Origin of the sequence: Mycobacterium sp. IS-1496, from assembly GCF_001499995.1 — a bacterium.
GTDB lineage: Bacteria > Actinomycetota > Actinomycetes > Mycobacteriales > Mycobacteriaceae > Mycobacterium.
Map to the genome: position 1 here is coordinate 165,377 of NZ_LQIU01000067.1, position 18,707 is coordinate 184,083.

General features: G+C 69.9%; 16 protein-coding genes. 9 read left to right on the forward strand and 7 right to left on the reverse strand.

From position 1 onward, the window contains the following. The first annotated feature begins 64 nt into the window (after window positions 1-64). The gene (locus tag AU195_RS23355; RefSeq protein WP_059161415.1) at window positions 65-844 is read left to right on the forward strand and encodes an enoyl-CoA hydratase/isomerase family protein; all 780 of its coding nucleotides are present in this window, start codon (window positions 65-67) and stop codon (window positions 842-844) included. Between the two features lie 4 nt (window positions 845-848). Here AU195_RS23355 and panB read toward each other — a convergent pair whose 3' ends face one another. Further along, window positions 849-1,697 carry a 3-methyl-2-oxobutanoate hydroxymethyltransferase gene (gene panB, locus AU195_RS23360; protein WP_059161383.1) on the reverse strand — a complete coding sequence of 283 codons (849 nt, stop codon included), beginning with the start codon at window positions 1,695-1,697 and terminating at the stop codon, window positions 849-851. 154 nt (window positions 1,698-1,851) lie between these two features. Between panB and AU195_RS23365 the strand changes: the two genes are divergently transcribed. The 6 genes from AU195_RS23365 to AU195_RS23390 all read left to right on the forward strand — a co-directional run bounded on the left by AU195_RS23365 (window position 1,852) and on the right by AU195_RS23390 (window position 11,659). Beyond that, window positions 1,852-3,243 carry a WS/DGAT/MGAT family O-acyltransferase gene (locus AU195_RS23365; RefSeq protein WP_059161384.1) on the forward strand — a complete coding sequence of 464 codons (1,392 nt, stop codon included), beginning with the start codon at window positions 1,852-1,854 and terminating at the stop codon, window positions 3,241-3,243. A gap of 49 nt (window positions 3,244-3,292) precedes the next feature. Then, window positions 3,293-4,810: an alpha/beta hydrolase gene (locus AU195_RS23370; protein WP_216636408.1), complete on the forward strand. Its 1,518-nt coding sequence runs from the start codon at window positions 3,293-3,295 to the stop codon at window positions 4,808-4,810. A gap of 65 nt (window positions 4,811-4,875) precedes the next feature. Next, a complete protein-coding gene (locus tag AU195_RS23375; protein ID WP_059161416.1) occupies window positions 4,876-6,402 on the forward strand; it encodes an alpha/beta hydrolase in 1,527 nt (508 codons plus the stop codon). A gap of 64 nt (window positions 6,403-6,466) precedes the next feature. Beyond that, window positions 6,467-7,807 carry a type I glutamate--ammonia ligase gene (glnA, locus tag AU195_RS23380; RefSeq protein ID WP_059161386.1) on the forward strand — a complete coding sequence of 447 codons (1,341 nt, stop codon included), beginning with the start codon at window positions 6,467-6,469 and terminating at the stop codon, window positions 7,805-7,807. Between the two features lie 24 nt (window positions 7,808-7,831). Beyond that, window positions 7,832-10,792: a bifunctional [glutamine synthetase] adenylyltransferase/[glutamine synthetase]-adenylyl-L-tyrosine phosphorylase gene (locus AU195_RS23385; protein WP_059161387.1), complete on the forward strand. Its 2,961-nt coding sequence runs from the start codon at window positions 7,832-7,834 to the stop codon at window positions 10,790-10,792. 6 nt (window positions 10,793-10,798) lie between these two features. Next, window positions 10,799-11,659, forward strand: coding sequence for a TIGR03619 family F420-dependent LLM class oxidoreductase (locus AU195_RS23390; RefSeq protein WP_059161388.1), 861 nt, complete (start codon window positions 10,799-10,801; stop codon window positions 11,657-11,659). A gap of 9 nt (window positions 11,660-11,668) precedes the next feature. Here the strand turns inward: AU195_RS23390 and AU195_RS23395 are convergent, their stop codons facing one another. The 6 genes from AU195_RS23395 to glnA (AU195_RS23420) form a co-directional block, all read right to left on the reverse strand. Next, entirely contained in the window at window positions 11,669-12,049 is a 381-nt protein-coding gene (locus tag AU195_RS23395) for an STAS domain-containing protein (RefSeq protein WP_059161389.1), read from the reverse strand. Beyond that, on the reverse strand, window positions 12,046-13,107 hold the full coding sequence (locus tag AU195_RS23400; RefSeq protein ID WP_059161390.1) for a cobalamin B12-binding domain-containing protein: 1,062 nt from the start codon (window positions 13,105-13,107) through the stop codon (window positions 12,046-12,048). The genes AU195_RS23395 and AU195_RS23400 overlap by 4 nt, the downstream gene beginning before the upstream one ends. After that, window positions 13,104-14,756, reverse strand: a complete 1,653-nt coding sequence (locus AU195_RS23405) for a PP2C family protein-serine/threonine phosphatase (RefSeq protein ID WP_059161391.1) — start codon at window positions 14,754-14,756, stop codon at window positions 13,104-13,106. The genes AU195_RS23400 and AU195_RS23405 overlap by 4 nt, the downstream gene beginning before the upstream one ends. Window positions 14,757-14,857: 101 nt before the next feature. Then, a complete protein-coding gene (locus AU195_RS23410) occupies window positions 14,858-15,418 on the reverse strand; it encodes a DoxX family protein (RefSeq protein ID WP_059161392.1) in 561 nt (186 codons plus the stop codon). Window positions 15,419-15,450: 32 nt separating this feature from the next. Further along, the gene (gene dtd, locus AU195_RS23415; RefSeq protein ID WP_059161393.1) at window positions 15,451-15,882 is read right to left on the reverse strand and encodes a D-aminoacyl-tRNA deacylase; all 432 of its coding nucleotides are present in this window, start codon (window positions 15,880-15,882) and stop codon (window positions 15,451-15,453) included. 86 nt (window positions 15,883-15,968) lie between these two features. Continuing rightward, the gene (glnA, locus tag AU195_RS23420) at window positions 15,969-17,405 is read right to left on the reverse strand and encodes a type I glutamate--ammonia ligase (RefSeq protein WP_059161394.1); all 1,437 of its coding nucleotides are present in this window, start codon (window positions 17,403-17,405) and stop codon (window positions 15,969-15,971) included. A 147-nt stretch (window positions 17,406-17,552) separates the two neighbouring features. On the opposite strand from glnA (AU195_RS23420), the gene AU195_RS23425 reads away from it, so the two are divergent. Further along, window positions 17,553-18,035, forward strand: coding sequence for an RDD family protein (locus AU195_RS23425; RefSeq protein WP_059161395.1), 483 nt, complete (start codon window positions 17,553-17,555; stop codon window positions 18,033-18,035). Between the two features lie 75 nt (window positions 18,036-18,110). Continuing rightward, window positions 18,111-18,707, forward strand: a 597-nt coding sequence (locus AU195_RS23430) for a transposase (protein ID WP_502687376.1), incomplete at its 3' end; no start/stop codon positions are given.

An 18,707-nucleotide genomic window follows, 5' to 3' on the forward strand; every position in this document is an offset into this window, starting at 1 on the left:
GGGGACACAAGCCTGCCACACCGAGGTGAACGAGCCGTGTGACGCGGATCGCTACAGTCCTCTGGTGAGCGAATACCAGGCAATCACGTTCGAGCAGTCGGGTCCGGTGACCCGGATCGTATTGAACCGCCCGGAGGCGGCGAACGGGATGAACGACACCATGACCGCTGAACTGGCCGATGCCGCCGCCCGCTGCGACACCGCGGCGACCAAGGCGGTGGTGCTCTCCGGGGCCGGCCGGTTCTTCTGTGCCGGAGGCGATCTCAAGTCGTTCGCCGCGGCCTCGTCGAGGGGCCGTTTCATCAAGGGGGTCGCCGACGATCTGCACCGGGCGATCTCGTCGTTCGCCCGGATGGACGCCGTTCTGGTCACCGCCGTCAACGGCGCCGCGGCCGGCGCCGGGTTCAGCATCGCCGTGGCAGGCGACCTGGTGCTCGCCGCCGAGTCGGCCTCGTTCACGATGGCCTACACCAAGGTCGGACTGAGCCCGGACGGCAGTGCGTCGTACCACCTGCCGAGACTGGTCGGAGTGCGCCGCGCACAGGAACTGATGCTGACCAACCGCACGCTGTCGGCCGCCGAGGCGCTCGACTGGGGTCTGGTCACCGAGGTCGTACCCGACGCCGAACTGGGCCAGCGCGCGACCGCGTTGGCCGAACGGTTGGCCGGCGGTTCGGCGCCGTCGCACGGTGCGGTCAAGACGCTGCTGCTGGCGTCGCTGAAGAACGGCCTCGAAGAGCAGATGGAACTCGAGGGCCGGTTCATCGCGCAGCGCGCCGACTCCGCCGACGGCCGGGAAGGCGTCGACGCGTTCCTCGGTAAGCGCCGCGCGGAGTTCGGGTGAGGGCCTAGAAGCTGTGCTCCTCGGCCGGGAACGTCCCGGCCGCCACCTCGTCGGCGTATTGCGTTGCGGCGCGGCGGAGTTCGCCGCCGACGTCGCCGAACCGCTTGACGAACTTCGCGGTCCTGCCCGCGGTCAAGCCGGCCATGTCCTGCCAGACGAGCACCTGCGCATCGCAGTTGGGCCCGGCGCCGATGCCGATGGTGGGAATGGTCAGCTTGCCGGTGATCTGGGTGGCCAGTTCGGCGGGCACCATCTCCATCACCACCGAGAACGCTCCGGCCTCGGCCACCGCGATCGCATCGGCGATGGTCTGGTCGGCGGCGTCACCGCGGCCCTGGACCTTGAAGCCGCCGAGGCCGTTGACGCTCTGCGGGGTGAAACCGATGTGGGCCATGACCGGGATGCCCGCCGCGGACAGCGTCGCGATCTGTGCGGCGACGCGTTCGCCGCCTTCGAGTTTGACCGCGTGCGCGCCGGTCTCCTTGAGGAAGCGGGTGGCGGTGGAAAGAGCCTGCGTCGGGCCGGATTCGTAACTGCCGAACGGCAGGTCGGCGACCACCAGCGCGTGCGGTGCGCCCCGCACCACGCCGCGTACCAGCGGGATCAACTCGTCGATCGTGATCGGCACCGTGGTGTCGTACCCGTAGACGACGTTGGCGGCCGAGTCACCCACGAGCAGCACCGGGATCTCGGCGTCGTCGAACGCGCGGGCGGTCGAGAAGTCGTAGGCGGTGAGCATCGCCCACTTGTGGCCCTCGGCCTTCCACTTCTGCAGGTGGGTGGTGCGGACCTTGACGCGCGGCCTGGCGGTGGGCTGATCGCTCGCAGCGCCGTAGACAGTGTGCTCAGACATCGTTGTCCCTCGTGATGGTCGGGTCGATCCTCGAGGCCCGTCCGGGTCCCCGGGTTCGTCTGACGCCCCAAGTCTGCCACTCCGGCACGCGCAGGTGAACACGGTGTTAAGTGGATTTGCTCACACCGCCGCCGCCGACCCCTACGCTGGGCAGATGCAACGGCTCAGCGGGCTCGACGCCAGCTTCCTGTACCTCGAAACCGCTCAGCAGCTCCTCCACGTGTGCTCGGTTCTCGAACTGGACACCTCGACGATGCCGGGCGGTTACACGTTCGCCGCACTGCGTGACGCGCTGACCAAGCGCATCGCGTCGATGCCCCAGTTCCGCGAGAAGCTCGCCGACAGCCGGTTCAACCTCGACCACCCGGTGTGGGTGGAGGACAAGGACTTCGACATCGACCGGCACCTGCACCGCATCGGGTTGCCGGCACCGGGCGGCCGGGAGGAGCTGGCGGAGATCCTCGGCCACATCGCCTCCCAGCCGCTGGACCGGTCGCGGCCGCTGTGGGAGAAGTGGGTCGTCGAGGGCATCGACGGCACCGACGCCCGCGACGGGGGACCGCTCGTGGTGCTGACCAAGGTGCACCACGCCGCGGTCGACGGCGTCACCGGCGCCAGCCTGATGTCGCAGCTGTGCAGCACCGAACCCGACGCGCCCGACCCCGAACCGGTCGCCGGTGTCGGCGGCGGGAACCAGTTGGAGATCGCGGTCAACGGCGCGGTCAAATTCGCCACCCGGCCGCTCAAATTGGCCAACGCGCTTCCTGCGACGGTGAACACCGTGCTCGACACGGTGAAGCGGGCGCGCGCCGGATTGTCGATGGCCCCACCGTTCGTGGCGCCGCAGACGCCGTTCAACGCCAACGTCACCAGCCACCGCAACATCGCGTTCGCCCAACTCGAACTCGACGACGTCAAAGCGGTCAAGAACCACTTCGGCGTCAAGCTCAACGACGTGGTGATGGCGCTGGTCTCCGGCGTGCTGCGCAAGTTCCTGCAGGATCGGGGCCAGCTGCCCGACAGCACGCTGATCGCGGCGGTACCGGTGTCGGTGCACGACAAATCCGACCGGCCCGGCCGCAACCAGGTGTCGGCGATGTTCTCCCGTCTCGAGACCCACATCGAGGACCCGGTCGAACGGATCAAGGCCATTTCGGAAGCCAATTCCGTTGCCAAGCAACACAATACGGCGATCGGCGCCACCTTGCTGCAGGACTGGACGACGTTCGCGGCGCCTGCGGTGTTCGGGACCGCGATGCGCGTCTACGCCGCCAGCCGGTTGTCCGGCGCCCGCCCGGTGCTCAACCTGGTGGTCTCCAACGTGCCCGGCCCTCAGGTGCCGCTGTACTACCTCGGCAGCGAGGTGAAGGCGATGTACCCGATCGGGCCGGTCTTCCACGGTGCCGGGCTCAACATCACGGTGATGTCGCTCAACGGCAAACTCGACGTGGGAATCGTGTCGTGCCCGGAGTTGCTGCCCGACCTGTGGAAGCTGGCCGACGACTTCGGCCCGGCGCTCCAGGAGCTGCTCGACGCGACCCGGTGAAACCGCCGCTCGCCGGGGCCGGCGGCGGTTCATGGCAGCATGTGGTGCCATGAGGCTTCGGATCGGGGTCGCGGCGACCGTCATCGCACTGCCGCTCGTCGCGGGGTGCAGCAACCTGGTCGACGGTCGCGCGGTCGTCGCGGTCCCGCGGCCGGGGACCCCGATCCAGTGGGCGCCGTGCCAGGCCGGTGCGCCGTCGGACGAATCGCGCATCCCGGCGGGTGCGGAATGCGGTCTGCTGTCGGTGCCGGTCGACTACGCCCGGCCCGACGGCGACGTGGCGCGCCTGGCGATGATCCGCTTCAAGGCCACCGGCGACAAGATCGGCTCGATGGTGATCAACCCCGGCGGACCGGGGGAGTCGGGTGTCGAGGCGGCCGCGTCGATGCTGTCGACGGTGCCGCAGTCGGTGCGGGAGCGTTTCGACGTCGTCGGCTTCGACCCGCGCGGTGTCGCGTCGTCGACGCCGGCGGTGTGGTGCAACTCCGACGCCGACAACGACCGGATCCGCGCCGACCCCCAGGTGGACTACACCCCGGAGGGTGTGGAGCACATCGAGAGTGAGACGAAGGCGTTCATCGAGCGCTGCATCGACAAGTCCGGCAAGGACTTCCTGGCCAACATCGGCACCGTCAACGTCGCCAAGGACCTCGACGCGATCCGGGCCGCGCTCGGCGACGAGAAGCTGACCTACCTGGGCTACTCGTACGGCACCCGCATCGGCGCCGCCTACGCCGAGCAGTTCCCGCAGAACGTGCGCGCGATGATCCTCGACGGCGCCGTCGACCCCAACGCCGACCCGCTGCAGGCCGACATCCGCCAGGCCGCTGCGTTCCAGACCGCGTTCAACGACTACGCCGCCGACTGCGCGAAGCGGTCGGACTGCCCGCTGGGCACCGATCCGGCCAAGGCCGTCGAGGTCTACAAGAGCCTGGTCGACCCGCTGGTCGAGGCGCCGGCGAAGACCGACGACCCCCGCGGCCTGAGCTACAGCGACGCCATCGTCGGCACCATCCAGACGCTGTACTCGCCGAGCCTGTGGCGCTACCTCACCCAGGGGCTCACCGAGCTGGAAGCCGGGCGCGGTGACACCATGCTGGCGCTGGCCGACCTCTACATGCGCCGAGATGCGCAGGGCCACTACAACAATTCGACCGACGCCCGGGTCGCGGTCAACTGTGTCGACCGGCCGCCGGTGACCGACCGCGACAAGATCGTCGAACAGGACCGCAAGCTGCGCGAGGTCGCCCCGTTCATGAGCTACGGCGACTTCACCGGACACGCCCCGCTGAGCACCTGCGCGTTCTGGCCCGTCCCCCCGACCAGCGAGCCGCACGAACTCGACGTCGACGGGCTCCCGCCGGTGCTGGTCGTGTCCACCACCAACGATCCGGCCACCCCCTACCAGGCCGGTGTCGACCTCGCCCGCCAGCTCGGCGGCACCATGCTCACCTTCGAGGGCACCCAGCACACCGTGGTGTTCCAGGGCAACGCCTGCGTCGACGAGATCGCGGCCCGGTACCTGATCGACGTCGTCGTCCCGCCGCCGGACACCCGGTGCCGCTGACCGGCGATCACAGCCCGGTCACCGTTTGCCCGAGGGCGACGCCCGAACCCACCGGCCGTGCGACCATGATCGCCATGTGGCGGGTAGGGCGGGGCTCGATGCTGGCTGCGTTGGCGCTCGTCGTCGCGGGCGGTGTCGCGGCCCCGGCGTCGGCCACCCCGGAAGGTGACGCCACCCAGCGCTTCGGTCAGCCGCCGGTGTGGGGGACGTGCCAGCAGTGGGTGGACGTGGCGCGGATCCCCACCGCCCAGTGCGGGACCGTGTCGGTCCCGGTCAGCTACGACCGACCCGACGGTGCCCAGGCCCAGCTCGCGGTCATCCGGATACCGGCCACCGGCGATCGCCTCGGCGCGCTGATGGTCAACCCCGGCGGCCCGGGTGCCTCCGCGGTCGACACCGTCCGGGGGATGGGCGCCGCGCTCGCCGACACCGAGATCGGCAGGCGCTTCGACCTGGTGGGCTTCGACCCGCGCGGCGTCGGGCACTCCACCCCGCAGTTGCGCTGCCGCACCGACGCCGAATTCGACGCCTACCGCCGCGAACCGATGGTCGACTACAGCCCCGCGGGGGTCGCCCAGATCGAAGGGATCCACCGGCGGCTCGCCCAGCAGTGCCTGGACCGGATGGGCGCGGACTTCCTGGCCAACGTGGGCACCGCGAACGCGGCGCGCGACATGGACGTGGTGCGGGCGGCGCTGGGGGAGAACCAGCTCAACTATCTCGGCTTCTCCTATGGCACCGAACTCGGCGCCGCCTACGCCGAGCGCTTCCCCGAGCGGGTACGCGTGATGGTGCTCGACGGCGCCGTCGACCCCAGCCTCGGCCCGATCGACGAATCGGTCGCGCAGCAGGCCGGGTTCCAGCGCGCCTTCGACGGTTACGCCGCGGACTGCGCCAAGGCGGCGGGCTGCCCGCTGGGCACCGACCCCACCCAGTTCGTGGCCCGCTACCACCAGCTGGTCGATCCGCTGGTGGCTCGCCCTGCCGCCACCGCCGACCCGCGCGGGCTGAGCTACCAGGATGCGATCACCGGTACCGGCAACGCGCTGTACAGCCCGAGGTTCTGGTCGTATCTGACCAGTGGGCTGCTCGGCCTGCAGCGCGGCACCGACCCCGGTGACCTGCTGACGCTGGCCGACGAGTACCAGCGCCGGGACGCCGCAGGCCACTACGCCAACCGCCAGGATGCCTTCATGGCGATCCGCTGCGTGGACGCGCCGTATCCGACCGACCCGGCCGCATGGGTGCAGGCCGACCGGCGGTTCCGCGAGGCGGCGCCGTTCCTGTCCTACGGGCAGTTCACCGGTTACGCGCCTCGCGACGTGTGCGCGCTGTGGCCGGTGCCGGCCACGTCGGCGCCGCGACAGGCCACCAGCCCGGGCGCCGGCAAGGTCGTCGTGGTGTCCACCACCGGCGACCCGGCCACCCCGTACGAGGCCGGCGTCGCGCTGGCCCGACAGATGGGCGCGTCGCTGATCTCGTTCGAGGGCAAACAGCACACCGTGGTCTTCAACGGCGACGCCTGCGTCGACACGGCGGTGGTGGGCTTCCTGGTCGACGGCGCCGTGCCGCCGAACGGTCTGCGGTGCTGACCGGGAATCCACTCGGAGCAGCGCCGTAACACAGAATTAACAGCTGGAACCTACGCTCGCGGTCATGGATCGCCAGAAGGAATTCGTGCTCCGCACGCTGGAGGAACGCGACATCCGCTTCGTCCGGCTGTGGTTCACGGACGTCCTCGGTTACCTCAAGTCCGTGGCGATCGCGCCCGCGGAACTCGAGGGCGCCTTCGAGGAGGGCATCGGCTTCGACGGCTCGTCGATCGAGGGCTTCGCGCGCGTCTCCGAAGCCGATATGGTCGCCCGCCCCGATCCGTCCACCTTCCAGGTGCTGCCGTGGGCAGACGGCTCGGGTAAGCACCATTCGGCCCGGATGTTCTGCGACATCACGATGCCCGACGGTTCGCCGTCGTGGGCCGACTCCCGCCACGTGCTGCGGCGTCAGCTCGGCAAGGCCAGCGACCTCGGGTTCTCCTGCTACGTGCACCCCGAGATCGAGTTCTTCCTCCTCAAGCCCGGCCCGAACGACGGCACCCCGCCCGTCCCGGCCGACAACGGCGGATACTTCGACCAGGCCGTGCACGATTCGGCGCCGAACTTCCGCAGGCACGCCATCGACGCGCTCGAGCAGATGGGCATCTCGGTCGAGTTCAGCCACCACGAGGGCGCACCCGGCCAGCAGGAGATCGACCTGCGCTACGCCGACGCCCTGTCCATGGCCGACAACGTGATGACGTTCCGCTACGTCGTCAAGGAGGTCGCGCTCGGCGACGGTGTGCGGGCCTCGTTCATGCCCAAACCGTTCGCCGAATACCCCGGGTCGGCGATGCACACCCACATGAGCCTGTTCGAGGGCGACACCAACGCCTTCCACAGCCCCGACGATCCGCTGCAGCTCTCCGACGTCGCCAAGTCGTTCATCGCGGGGATCCTCGAGCACGCCAGCGAGATCAGCGCCGTCACCAACCAGTGGGTGAACTCCTACAAGCGTCTGGTGCACGGCGGTGAGGCGCCGACGGCGGCGTCCTGGGGTGCGGCCAACCGCTCGGCGCTCGTGCGGGTGCCGATGTACACGCCGCGCAAGGCGTCGTCGCGCCGGGTCGAGGTGCGCAGCCCCGATTCGGCGTGCAACCCGTACCTGACGTTCGCGGTGCTGCTGGCCGCCGGGCTGCGCGGGGTCGAGAAGGGTTACGTGCTCGCACCGCAGGCCGAGGACAACGTGTGGAGCCTGACGCCCGAGGAGCGCCGTGCCATGGGCTACAGGGAGCTGCCCAGCAGCCTCGGCGTCGCACTCGGCGAGATGGAGAACTCCGAACTGGTGGCCGAGGCGTTGGGGGAGCACGTGTTCGACTACTTCCTGCGCAACAAGCGCGCGGAGTGGGAGACCTACCGCAGCCATGTCACGCCGTACGAGCTGCAGGCCTACCTGTCGCTGTGACCGGGGCGCGGTAACGTCAGCAGCGTGGCGAGACCGTCGACCGAACGCTCGAAGCTGCCCAGCACCGGGCGCCTCGGACTGGTGGAGAGGCAGGCCCCCGCGTACCTGGACAGGCTGGGCTGGAACACCGACCGGCACGTCGAACTCCTGTGGTCGCTCTCGCGCGCACCGGACGCCGACAGCGCACTGCACACGATGGTCCGCCTCGCCGATGCGCTCGGCGACGGCTGGGACGCGCTCAACCGCGCGCTGCTGACCGACAAACCCTTGCGCGGACGGCTGTTCGCAGTGCTGGGCTCGTCGCTCGCGCTCGGCGACCACCTCGTCGCCCACCCCGAGAAATGGGAACTGCTCGCCGGCAAGGTGACGCTCCCGACGGCCGACGCGCTGCGCGGGGAGTTCGTCGCGGTCGCGGAATCGGTCGACACAGCGGCCGCGATGCTGCCGCTGCGCACGCTGTACCGCGACCGGCTGCTGGTGCTCGCGGCCCTCGACGTGGCGCCCACGGTCGAGAACGAACCCGTGCTGCCGTTCTCGACGGTCGGCGAGCACCTGTCGGATCTGGCCGACGCCGCGCTCGCCGGTGCGCTCGAGGTGGCGATGCGCGCGGTGTGCGGCGAAGGCGACCGGCCCCGCATCGCCATCATCGCGATGGGCAAATGCGGTGCGCGCGAACTGAACTACGTCAGCGACGTCGACGTCATCTTCGTCACCGACCCCGCCGACGCGACCACCACCCGGGTGGCCGGGGAGATGATGCGGTTCGCCGCCGACGCCTTCTTCGAAGTCGACGCGGCGTTGCGCCCGGAGGGTAAGCACGGCCAGTTGGTCCGCACGCTCGAGTCACACGTCGCCTACTACCAGCGCTGGGCCAAGACGTGGGAGTTCCAGGCGCTGATGAAGGCGCGGCCCACCGCCGGTGACGCCGACCTGGGCCGCGAATACATCGAGGCGCTGACGCCGATGGTCTGGACAGCCTGCGAGCGTGAGGATTTCGTGCCCGAGGTGCAGGCGATGCGCCGGCGGGTGGAGGAGCTGGTGCCCGCAGGCGTGCGGGCGCGGGAACTGAAGCTCGGTACGGGCGGGCTGCGCGACGTGGAGTTCGCCGTCCAGCTGCTGCAGCTGGTGCACGGGCGCAACGACGAGTCGCTGCACGTCGCATCCACCGTCGACGCGCTGGCCGCGTTGGGGGCGGGCGGTTACGTCGGCCGCGACGACGCCGCCAACCTCACCGCGTCCTACGAGTTCCTGCGGCTGCTCGAGCACCGGCTGCAGCTGCAGCGGCTCAAACGGACCCATATGCTGCCCGAGACCGACGACGACGAGGCGCTGCGCTGGCTGGCCCGCGCCGCCCACGTGCGCCCGGACGGCCAGCGCGACGCCCTCGGTGTGTTGCGGGAGGAGCTCAAGCGGCAGAGCCTGCGGGTGTCGCGCCTGCACGCCAAGCTGTTCTACCAACCGCTGCTGGAGTCGGTGGGCCAGCCCGCGCTGGGCATCGAACCCGGGATGAGCACCGCCGCGGCCGAACGTCAGCTCGCCGCACTGGGTTACGAGGGCCCGCAGAGCGCGCTGACGCATCTGGCGGCACTGACCGGGGAGGGCGGACGGCGCGGCCGCGTCCAGCGGGTGCTGCTGCCGACGCTGCTCGACTGGCTATCCGACACCCCCGACCCGGACGCCGGCCTGCTGTCCTATCGCCGCATCAGCGAGGCGCTGGCCGAACAGCGGTGGTACCTCGGCACGCTGCGCGACGAGGGGGCCGTCGCCAAACGGTTGATGCGGGTGCTGGGCACGTCGGCCTACGTACCGGACCTGCTGATGCGCGCCCCGGAGGTCATCCAGCTCTACGCCGACGGACCCAACGGCCCGAAACTGCTCGACACCGAACCCGAGGCCATGGCCAGGGGGCTGGTGGCGTCGGCGGGCAGGCACGCCGACCCGGTGCGCGCCATCGCCGCCGCCCGCACCCTGCGCCGCCGGGAACTCGCGCGCATCGCCTCGGCCGATCTGCTGGGCATGCTCGACGTGATCGAGGTGTGCCGGGCGCTGACGGCGCTGTGGGTGGCCGTGCTGCAGGCCGCGCTGGACGCGGTGATGCGCGCCAACGCCCCCGAGGATGGCCCCCCGGCCCGCATCGCGGTGATCGGCATGGGCCGGCTCGGCGGCCAGGAACTGGGCTACGGCTCCGACGCCGACGTGATGTTCGTCTGCGAACCGTGTAGCGGCGCAGAGGAATCCGCCGCGGTGCGGTGGGCGACCGGCATCGCCGAGCGGGTGCGCTCGCTGCTGGGCACCCCGAGCGCGGACCCGCCGCTGGAGGTCGACACGGGCCTGCGGCCCGAAGGGCGCAACGGGCCGCTGGTGCGCACACTGGCGTCCTACGAGGCGTACTACACGCAGTGGGCGCAACCGTGGGAGGTGCAGGCGTTGCTGCGCGCGCACCGCGTCGCAGGCGATCTCGAACTCGGGGAACGCTTCCTGCTGATGATCGACAAGACGCGCTACCCGGCCGGCGGGGTGTCGGCGCAGGCGGTGCAGGAGATCCGGCGGATCAAGGCTCGCGTCGACGCCGAGCGGTTGCCGCGCGGCGCGGACCCCAACACCCACACCAAACTCGGCCGCGGCGGACTGGCCGACATCGAGTGGACCGTGCAGCTGATGCAGCTGCGGTTCGCGCACAAGGTGCCCGCCCTGCACTGCACCTCGACGCTGCAGGCGCTCGACGCGATCGGCGCCGCCGAACTCATCGCCGAAGGCGATATCGACCTGCTGCGGCAGGCCTGGCTGACGGCGACGCGGGCGCGCAACGCGCTGGTGCTGGTGCGGGGCAAGCCGACCGACCAGCTGCCCGGCCCCGGCCGGATGCTCAACGCGGTGGCGGTGGCCGCGGGCTGGGACAACGACGACGGCGGCGAGTTCCTCGACAACTACCTGCGGGTGACGCGGCGCGCGAAGACGGTGGTGCGCAAGGTGTTCGGTGGCTGAGGTCCGATGAAGTACTACATCAGCCCGGCGTTCGTCGACACCAGTGAGATCGTCGACATCGCCCGCGCCGCGGACGAACTCGGATACGACGGCCTCGGCATCCCGGACCACGTCGTCAACCTCGAGACGCTCGAGACGCCGTATCCGTACACCAGGGACGGGCAACGACGCTGGCAGCCGTTCACCCACTGGCCCGACCCGTGGGTGCTCGTCGGCGCCCTCGCGCAGGTCACCACCCGGCTGCGGTTCGTCACCACGGTGTACGTGCCTGCGATGCGCGACCCGTACTCGGCGGCCAAGGCCATCGGCACCGCGGCCTACCTCGCGGGCGGACGGGTGGAGCTCGGCATCGGGGTCGGCTGGTGCGAAGACGAGTTCCGTTTGATGGGGCAGCGGTTCGACCGCCGGGGCCGGCGCACCGACGAGATGCTCGACCTGTTCCGGGCACTGTGGCAGCCGGGCTGGACCGAGTTCGACGGTGAGTTCTACCCGACTCCGCGGCTGGAGATGGAGCCCACACCGCCGCCCATCCCGATCTACGTCGGCGGCCTCAGCGACGTCGCGTTGCGCCGCGCCGCGCGCAACGACGGCTGGATCGGCGATCTGATCACCACCGACCGGGCCATCGCCGCGGCGCAGCGGCTCCACGAACTCCGCGCTGCGGCAGGCAGATCCGTCGAGGACTTCACGATCCTCACGCCGCTCACCGACGCGCTGGTGCGGGCCGACTACGACCGCGCCGAGGCCGCGGGCATCACCCACATCCTGACCATGCCGTGGATGTTCTACACCGGCGCCGACGCGACGCTGGCGGAGAAGATCGACGGGATGAAGCGGTTCCGCAAAGACCTCGGACTGGACGGCTGACCCGGGCGCTCACCCGATCTCGGTCTCGCTCCGTTCGTCGTCGGGCTTGTCGGCAGGAGCGGGCGCGGTTCTCGCGCTCCGCCCGGTGACGTACTCGAGGATCCCCGTGATGTCGAGGACCCGCTCGAAGTAGCTCGGCCGGTTGTCGAGGTGGAGGTCGACGCCGGCTGCGGAGGTGCGGCGTTCGATGAGCAGCAACCCCGACAGGCCCGCGGAGTCGCAGAACGTCAGTTCGCCGCAGTCGAGGCGCAGCGCGCGGAGTCCCGGGTCGGCCTCGAGCAGCCGCGATGCGGTGGCGACGAGCTCGTCGGTCGTCTCGGAGTCGAGCTCACCGGCGATGTGCACGGTGGCCGACCGGCGGGCGACGTCGAGGGAGCAGCTCAGCTTCATGCGATTGTTTCCATGTCGGTCGGATGGCCAAGGGCGGTCGATGCTGCGGTCAGAAGACGCTGGGTGCGGGGGAACTCCATCAGTTGAGCCCCAAGCGATTCCAGCGCCGGGTGAAGTGAGGTGGCCGGCACGCCGCGCGCGACGAGGATGTCGGCAGTCCACGTCAGGAAACCGGTGAACAGCTCGTCGTCGTCGATGTAGAGGGCGGTGGCGAGGAAGTCCACGATGTGCGCGATGTCCTCGGTGGTGTGCTGGCGCTGCCGTTCGCTGTAGGTCCGCATCGCCGGGAAGCGGTTCTCCAGGTCGACCACGGTCGCCTTGACGAGTTGCGGGGCGGTGCGGCTGACCATCGTGTACTCCTGGTCGCCCAGATGCGGCAGGTCGTCGATGGGATGGTGCGCCGCGGGCCGGTGGCCCCGGTCGACGCCGCGGTTGAGGCACTCGGCGGCCGCCCGGGCGTCGGGACCCCAGGCGTCCGCACCCAGCCGGCGGGCGTAGCGCCCGTCCGGTCCGAACGCGGCGCCGCCGGCGATGACGGGGACGCCGGCGGCCTGGCATGCGGTGATCGCGGCGTGGGCGGTGGGCAGCCGGGTCGGGATGGAACACGAGAGGGCCACGGCGACAGGGCCGGTCCGGTGCAGGTGGGCGATGAGATGCGGGGTGGGCACCTGAGCGCCCAGGAAGTCGACCTGCCAACCGCGGAGCCGCAGCACTTCGGCGAGCAGACGCGCGGGCAGCGCGTGCCACTCACCGTCGACGCACGCCACCGTCACCCGGCCGCTCTTCGGGTTCGGCGTGCTGGCCGGGTGGTGGGCGAGGGCGGCGATCACCCTGTCGTTGATGGCGGTGGCGGCATGTTCCTCGGCGACGGTGATCCGGTTGGCGGCCCACTCGGTGCCGACGCGGTGCTGTACCGGCGCGATGATCTCGAGCAGCACATCCTCGGCGCTCACACCGGTGTCGATCGCGGCGAACACCGTTGCGGCCGCAGCGTATTCGTCACCATCGAGGACGGCGTTCCACAGCCGCTCCCGCGCGGCCGTGTGGTCGGCGCTCACGCGGTGTACCTGCCGGCGGTATGGCCGTCGACCGCGCTGAGGTGCGTCCGGCGTGGAGCGGTGATCGCGACGACGGCGATGTCGTCGTGCTCGCGGCGGCTCACCCACTGCGTCGTGAGCATCATGATCCGCTCGACCACGGCCTCGGCCGGCATCCCCGCGCACTGTTCCAGGGCGGCGGCGAGGCGCTGCTCACCGAACATGTCGGTGCCGAGCGGGCCACCCCAGGCCTCGGTCACGCCGTCGGTGTACAGCACGCACGTCTCGCCGGGCGCCAGGGTCGTCTCGAACGTGCGGGTCTGGATCTGCTCCAGCACGCCCACCAACTGGCCGCGGGTGTCGGCCTCTTCGACCCGCCCGTCGCAGCGCACGATCAGCGGCGCGCAGTGCCCGGCGCTGGTCAACCGCAGCACCACCTGTCCGTCGCGGCGCGCCACCGAGGCCAGGACCAGGGTGGCGAAGCGGGTGTGGTCGGTGGACAGCAGGGCGCTGTTGAGCAACCTGAGCACCCCGCGGTGGTCCTGCGCCAGCGGCGCGAGCGCCTGCAGGGTGTTGCGGATCTTGCCGGTGAGGACCGCGGCCTCCAGACCCTTGCCGCACACGTCACCGAGGACGACCAGGGTGTCGTCCTCCGGCGTGGCGCCGGGGTGCACGTCGTAGAAGTCGCCGCCGACGACCTGGTGGTCCTCGGAGGCGCGGTAGCCGCCCGCCAGTTCGAAGCCGTGCAGGCGGCGCAGCTGAGGCGGGACGAGATCGCGCATCAGCGTGCGGGTGATCGCGGACTGTTCGGCGTAGAGCCCCGCCGCCGACAGCGCCGCACCGGCACGCGCGGCGAACAGCCGCGCGGAGAGCTCCTCGTCGTCGCCGAACGCCGGTTCGGACGCCCGCCGCAGCAACACCAGCGCGCCGGCCGGGACACCGAGGCCGGGAAGCGGGGTGATCAGCACCGACCCCACCGAACCGCCGAACGTCGACGGGATGAGCCACTCGGGCAGCGATGCCGGGTCGAGCCAGCGCGACGGTACGGGTGGGAAGCCGCGCAACGCCTCACTGAGCCCCGCCACCACCGCGGGATCTGCGTCGACCGTGCGCTGCTCCACCCCGCCGCGGTCACCGCAGACGACCGGCAACCGGTTGCCGGCGACCGGGGAGACGACCGCGGCCGCGTCGGCGAGATGCCGCGTCGCCAACTGGACGGCCGCCGACATGCAGCGGTCGACGTTGAGGGTGGCCATCAGCACCGCCGAGGCCTCGTCGAGGAAGGCGGTGCGCGCCTGCTCGCGGGAGAGGGCCTCCTGGGTGTCCGTGAGCTCGCGGTCGTCGTCCTCGATCAACCACCAGGCGATCTCACCGTCGAGCACAGTGGGGCGGGCTTCGACGCGTCTGCCGTTCACGGCGCCCGACGCGGTTGTCCCCTCGACCTCAGGCGAGGCGGTTCGTTGCGCGAGCCGGCGGTGTGCCTGCGCCAGCCACGGGGGTGCGACCTCGTCCACGTCCGCACCCGGGACGGCCGACGGCAGAAGCGCCTGCGTGGACGGGCTCACCGCGCGGACGATTCCGGTGCCGGTCACCACGACCACCGGATGGGGGACGGAGGACCACGCGGCGTCGAGACCCGTGGCCACGCCGATGGGACCGTCCCCACCCATGCGGCCTCCTCAATGGGGCCACCGAATGTGGAACGGCATCCCCACGTCGCAGACGCGAAGGCCCCTCGGCGACGCTACCGTGCGCCGCGGACGAGGGCCAGTCAGTAGCGCGGCCGACGGAAGCGGCTGAGCAGGCCGCCGCGGCGGACCGGCTGACCGGTCTGACCGGTGGGGGCGTAGCCGCCGGGCGCCGTCCCGTACCCGGTGGGGGCAGCGGTACCGGTGACCACACCACCGGTCGCCACTCCCCGGCTGCGCCGCCGGGCGTCGACCGACCAGACTCCCGCGCCGAGCCCGGCCAGCGCCAGGAAGGCGAAGCAGTACAGCAGCGCGGGCTCGCCGCCGTTGCCGCCCATGCCCTGGTCGTAGGGCCAGAACCCGTTGGGCAGGTGCTGCCACAGGTAGGCCACCGCCATCTCGCCGGAGGCGATGAACGCCGCGATGCGGGTGAACAACCCGATGGTGATGAGGATGCCGAGCACGAACTCGATGAGACCGGCCCACCAGCCTGGCCAGGAACCGACCGGAACCGACTGGCCGAGCGGCCAGCCGAACAGTTTCATCGAGCCGTGCAGTGTGAACGCCAACCCGAAGACGATGCGGAAGATGCTCAGGAGAGGGGAGGAGTAGTTCGCGAGCCGAGAGTCGAAAGTCGTGGCCATGGGGTGACCTTACGCGCGCACGTCCAGGATTTTCACAGCTCGAGCAGCACTGTTACCGGACCGTCGTTGACCAGTTCCACGTTCATGTGCGCCCCGAAAACTCCTGTTCGCACTGGAGCGCCGAGCCCGCGCAGCGCCTCGCAGAACGTGGTCACCAGCGGTTCGGCGACCGGTCCTGGCGCCGCGGCGTTCCACGACGGCCGCCGCCCCTTGACGGTGTTGGCGTAGAGGGTGAACTGGCTGACGACCAGGATCGGGGCGCCGATGTCGGCGGCTGAGCGCTCACCGTCGAGAATCCTCAGCTGCCAGAGCTTCTCGGCGAGTTTGCGCGCGGTGTCGGCGTCGTCGGTGTGGGTGACGCCGACCAGCGCCACGAGTCCCTGCGACGGCGGCAGGATCTCGCCCACCACCTCGCCGTCGACGACGACGCGCGCCGAACAGACCCGCTGCACCAGTACCCGCATGGCTCCATCCAAGCGAAAGGGCCGGGCGGCATGCACGCCACCCGGCCCTGACACCTGCCGACTTAGACGTCGCGTCGGCGAGCCGACTAGACGTCGAAGTACAGCGCGACCTCGTACGGGTGAGGACGGATCTGGATCGGCAGGATCTCGTTCTCCCGCTTGTAGGAGATCCAGGTCTCGATCAGGTCCTCGGTGAACACGCCACCCTCGGTGAGGTATTCGTGGTCCTCTTCGAGCTTGTCGATCACCGCGGACAGCGAGGTCGGGGCCTGCGGGATGCTGGCGGCCTCGTCCGGCGGCAGCTCGTAGAGGTCCTTGTCCACGGGCGCCTGCGGCTCGATCTTGCGCTTGATGCCGTCGATACCGGCCATCAGCATCGCCGCGAACGCCAGATACGGGTTGCCCGAGCTGTCGGGGCAGCGGAACTCCAGGCGCTTGGCCTTGGGGTTGTTGCCGGTGATCGGGATACGCACGCACGCCGAGCGGTTGCGCTGGCTGTAGACCAGGTTGATCGGCGCCTCGTAGCCCGGCACCAGACGCTTGTAGGAGTTCACCGTGGGGTTGGTGAACGCCAGCAGCGACGGGGCGTGGTGCAGGATGCCGCCGATGTAGTGGCGGGCGGTGTCGGACAGACCCGCATAGCCGGACTCGTCGTGGAACAGCGGCTGGCCGTCCTTCCACAGCGACTGGTGGGCGTGCATACCGGAACCGTTGTCACCGAACAGCGGCTTGGGCATGAACGTGACCGTCTTGCCCTCCTGCCATGCGGTGTTCTTGATGATGTACTTGAACAGCAGCACGTCGTCGGCCGCATGCAGCAGCGTGTTGAACTTGTAGTTGATCTCGGCCTGGCCGGCGGTGCCCACCTCGTGGTGACCGCGCTCGAGCACGAAGCCCGCGTTGATCAGGTTGGTGGCCATCTTGTCGCGCAGGTCGACGTAGTGGTCGTAGGGCGCGACGGGGAAGTAGCCGCCCTTGGGGCGCACCTTGTAGCCGCGGTTGGGGCTGCCGTCCGCCTCGAAGGGCTCACCGCTGTTCCACCAGCCGGACTCCGAGTCGACCTCGTAGAACGTGCCGTTCATCTTCGAGTCGAAGCTGACCGAGTCGAAGATGTAGAACTCGGCCTCGGCACCGAAGAAGCAGGTGTCGGCGATACCGGTGCTGATCAGGTAGTTCTCCGCCTTGCGCGCCACGTTGCGGGGGTCGCGGGAGTACGCCTCGCGGGTGAACGGATCGTGCACGAAGAAGTTCATGTTGAGCGTCTTGGCGTGCCGGAACGGGTCGATGCGCGCGGTCTCGGGGTCGGGCAGCAGCATCATGTCCGACTCGTGGATCGACTGGAAGCCGCGGACAGACGAGCCGTCGAACGCCAGACCGTCTTCGAAGACGCTCTCGTCGAAGGCCGAGGCCGGGATCGAGAAGTGCTGGACGACGCCGGGCAGATCGCAGAACCGAATGTCGACGTATTCGACCGATTCGTCCTTGATCAACTTGATGATGTCGTCGGCCGTCTTATCTGCCACTCTAGTTTTCTCCTTTACTGGTAACCCGCGCGTTGACGCTAGGGACACGATGTTGCACGGTCGTCAACCGCATGTTGCGCCGAAGTTACGGCGGAGCATCACACCCGGGTTCGAGGCGAGCGCAGCGGGCCCGCCTATCCTTTCAGTATGGCCCGCGCGCTCGGGTCCTGGCTGTCCGGTCCGGAATCGAACCGCGGACCCGGCGGCCCGGGCCAACCACCGAATGAATACCCGGGTCAGCGGCTCGGGGCGCCCGACAGCGGGCCCGGCTCGATGGCGCGGTTCGGCCGCCGGGTCGCGGCGATGCTCGTCGACTGGTTCATCGCCTACGGGCTGGCCGCGCTCGCCATGACGCTGGGCCTGATCTCGGTGGGCGCGATGTCGACGGTGATCCTCGTCATCTGGTTCGTCCTCGGGGCCGTGTCGGTGCGCCTGTTCAGCTTCACCCCCGGCCAGTTCGTCCTGGGGCTGATGGTCGTGTCGATGGACGACCGGGAACACGTGGGTCTGGGCCGCGCCGTGGTCCGCGGGCTGATGATCGCGCTGGTCATCCCGGCGCTGTTCACCGACGAAGACCTGCGCGGTCTGCACGATCTGGCGACCAAGACCGCCGTCGTCCGCCGAACGTGAGGTCGTGTCCGACTTTCGCCGGGCGGTTTCAAGGCGTCGTTGCAATAGCAGCTGATTCTGATGGGAAGTGCTGCTGTGTCACGTCCACCGTTGTTGAGTGTTGTTCGTGAGTTCTGGGGCCGTATCGGTGAGGGTTGCACTGCACGTGAAGCCGGTGTGGCGGTCGGTGTGTCGTGTGCTACCGGGGTTCGCTGGTTCACCCACGCTGGAGGGGTGAACCCGCAAAAGCGTGAGCCGACGACCTCGGGACCTCGGCCGCGTCTGACGTTGGCCGACCGCATTCAGATCCAGATCGGAGTCGCGGCCAACGAATCGCTGAACTCGATCGGCAGGCGATTGGGCCGGCCGGCGTCGACGATCAAGTACGAGCTCGACGTCAACGGTGTCCACCACAACGACGGACGCAAGTCGGGGTATCGGCGCAAGGAGGCGTTCGGAGCGCGTCAGAGCGGTTCGACCGCCACCGTGCGGTACGACGCGGTAGTGGCGCAGTCGCGCTCCGAGGAGCGTGCTCGCCGTCCGCAGCTGGGCAAGCTGGCCCGCAATCAGGTGTTGCATGATGAGGTGCAGGCGAAACTGCTTGAGGAGCACAGCTCTGAGCAGATCGCAGCGCGGTTGCTCATCGACTTCCCCGACGATGCGGAGATGCGCGTGTCCCCGGAGACCATCTAT

Excerpts from the sequence above, each read along its gene's own strand:
- panB (WP_059161383.1), bottom strand. The coding sequence starts at position 1,697 with ATGTCTGAGCACACTGTCTACGGCGCTGCGAGCGATCAGCCCACCGCC.
- AU195_RS23365 (WP_059161384.1), top strand. The coding sequence starts at position 1,852 with ATGCAACGGCTCAGCGGGCTCGACGCCAGCTTCCTGTACCTCGAAACC.
- AU195_RS23370 (WP_216636408.1), top strand. The coding sequence starts at position 3,293 with ATGAGGCTTCGGATCGGGGTCGCGGCGACCGTCATCGCACTGCCGCTC.
- AU195_RS23375 (WP_059161416.1), top strand. The coding sequence starts at position 4,876 with ATGATCGCCATGTGGCGGGTAGGGCGGGGCTCGATGCTGGCTGCGTTG.
- glnA (WP_059161386.1), top strand. The coding sequence starts at position 6,467 with ATGGATCGCCAGAAGGAATTCGTGCTCCGCACGCTGGAGGAACGCGAC.
- AU195_RS23390 (WP_059161388.1), top strand. The coding sequence starts at position 10,799 with ATGAAGTACTACATCAGCCCGGCGTTCGTCGACACCAGTGAGATCGTC.
- AU195_RS23395 (WP_059161389.1), bottom strand. The coding sequence starts at position 12,049 with ATGAAGCTGAGCTGCTCCCTCGACGTCGCCCGCCGGTCGGCCACCGTG.
- AU195_RS23405 (WP_059161391.1), bottom strand. The coding sequence starts at position 14,756 with ATGGGTGGGGACGGTCCCATCGGCGTGGCCACGGGTCTCGACGCCGCG.
- AU195_RS23410 (WP_059161392.1), bottom strand. The coding sequence starts at position 15,418 with ATGGCCACGACTTTCGACTCTCGGCTCGCGAACTACTCCTCCCCTCTC.
- dtd (WP_059161393.1), bottom strand. The coding sequence starts at position 15,882 with ATGCGGGTACTGGTGCAGCGGGTCTGTTCGGCGCGCGTCGTCGTCGAC.
- AU195_RS23425 (WP_059161395.1), top strand. The coding sequence starts at position 17,553 with ATGGCCCGCGCGCTCGGGTCCTGGCTGTCCGGTCCGGAATCGAACCGC.